The organism is uncultured Lamprocystis sp. (assembly GCF_903933125.1).
Classification (GTDB): domain Bacteria; phylum Pseudomonadota; class Gammaproteobacteria; order Chromatiales; family Chromatiaceae; genus Thiodictyon.
Window position 1 is genome coordinate 1 of sequence record NZ_CAIZIZ010000277.1, and the last position, 1,866, is coordinate 1,866.

Consider the following 1,866-nt stretch of genomic DNA (forward strand, 5'->3'; position numbering starts at 1 on the left):
CGCTCATCGTACATCCAGACAGACCTTTGATGTGGGGGCGGGTTTGAAACCAGCCCCTACGTCCGGTTATCACGGCCGACGGCTATACACCGGCGGGGCCGCTTCGACGATGATCGCGCCCGATTCAGGAACACTCTGAACTCGGCATACTGACCCGGCTCCGACTGCACCACGATGGAACCGTCAAACAATTCGACGATCCGGCGGCAAAGGTAGAGGCCGAGGCCGGAGCCTTTGATGCCCTCGCTGCCCGGCAGCCGCAGCCGGCCGAAGCGTTGGAACAGCCGCCCCAGGTCGGCGGCGGGAATGCCGATGCCCGCGTTGCGGACGCACAGCATCGCCTGGCGGCCGGACTGCTCGACCCTGATCTGAATGTCGGTGTCCTGGTAGCCGTACTTGATGGCGTTGTTGATCAGGTTCTTGAGCACGATGCGCAAAAGCCCCCAATTCCCGACGACCCGCAAGGGTTCGGGGGCGTGCAGGGTCAGCCGCATGCCTTTGCCGTTGTCGCGGTACTCCGGGCGATCAAGAATCGGCTCGACCACCTCGGACAGCAGATCGACGACCTCTTTCACGCCGGTGACTGGCTTGTTCTCAAGCTGGTACATGTGGCCGACGCAGTTGATGGTGTCCTGCAGATAGCCGCTGTTGCGCTCGATGCTTTCCACCGCCGTTTGCTGGGGCGCCGACAGTTCGCCGTAATAGCCCTTGCGCAGCGTTTCCGCCGTCGTCCGCAGGCTGGCCAGCGGGCTTCTGAACTCATGCGCCAGAATCGCCGCCTCGTCGAGATGCGGCCGATCCGTAATCTTGTCCACGGTGTCGAAGACCATGCCCAAGGCGATGCGCAATTGCTTGTCGATGACCGGCTGGCGCAGCCACAGACAACTGGCGGGGCGACACGGCTCCCGTGGTCCCTCGCTGTCCGGCGTCAGGGAGAAGAGCAACAAGCAGGGGGACTGACCGGGCGCGCCGGCCAGGTCCAGGGCCGCCATTCCGGGGGCCGTGGAATTGGCGATGACACCATTGATGCCCGGCTGACCCAGACGCCACAGCGCCTCCTGACCGCTGAGTGCGAATTCGCACACGCAGCCCTCCTCCTCCAGGATTGACGCGTAACGCCGACGGATGCTGAGATCGTGATCGAGCAGCAGGAGGTGAATCGGGTCGGCCATGCGTCAGTTTCCGAATAAGGTGATGATACCCGCGAGGGCCACAATCGCCGTTCCGGCCCCAGCGACCACTCGGATTTTTCCACAGATGTCACAGATGTTCACAGATAAAGAAAAACATCAGTATTCATCTGTGACATCTGTGACATCTGTGACATCTGTGGATCAGATTTCCACCATCGGGCCTCCGCGGAAGGTCTAGCCGGAACGATGATCAAGGCCGACAACGACAATGATTGCATTCGTTCCTAACTCTGCTTCTGACTCGTTACGTCGTGCAATTCATTCAACTTAGCCAACAGCACCTCAATCTGTACCGGCTTGGTCAGCATCGCATGCGTCGGCGGCAGGAAGCTCGCCTGCTCGTTGAGCGAGAAGCGAAAGTTGGTCGCCTGATGGATCGCGGTCAGGAAGATGACCGGTGTGTCCCGGATCTCCTTATAGCGTGAGGCATCGCGCTCGCTGCGCAACTGGTACACGAATTCAAATCCGGCGGTATCTTTTTCCATCATCACATCGAGAATGATGACGTCCGGGCGGTAGGCGAGCGCGGCCCGCAGGCCCGCGGTCGCGGAATGGGCCTGCTGTACCTGATAGCCATGCGCGGTGAGGACCAGGTCCAGGTCACGCAGGAGGTCTTTGTCATCGTCAACCAGCAGTATCTTTTTTTCCATTGGATGGGGACTCCGGGTCACGC

Annotated in this window: 2 protein-coding genes; both read right to left on the reverse strand. The window is 60.7% G+C overall.

Annotated elements, in window-relative coordinates:
- Positions 1–56: 56 nt before the first annotated feature.
- Positions 57–1,172, reverse strand: a complete 1,116-nt coding sequence (locus QZY03_RS13575; RefSeq protein WP_295581865.1) for a hybrid sensor histidine kinase/response regulator — start codon at positions 1,170–1,172, stop codon at positions 57–59.
- Between the two features lie 245 nt (positions 1,173–1,417).
- The coding region (locus tag QZY03_RS13580; RefSeq protein ID WP_295581867.1) for a response regulator at positions 1,418–1,866 on the reverse strand (449 nt) is incomplete at its 5' end.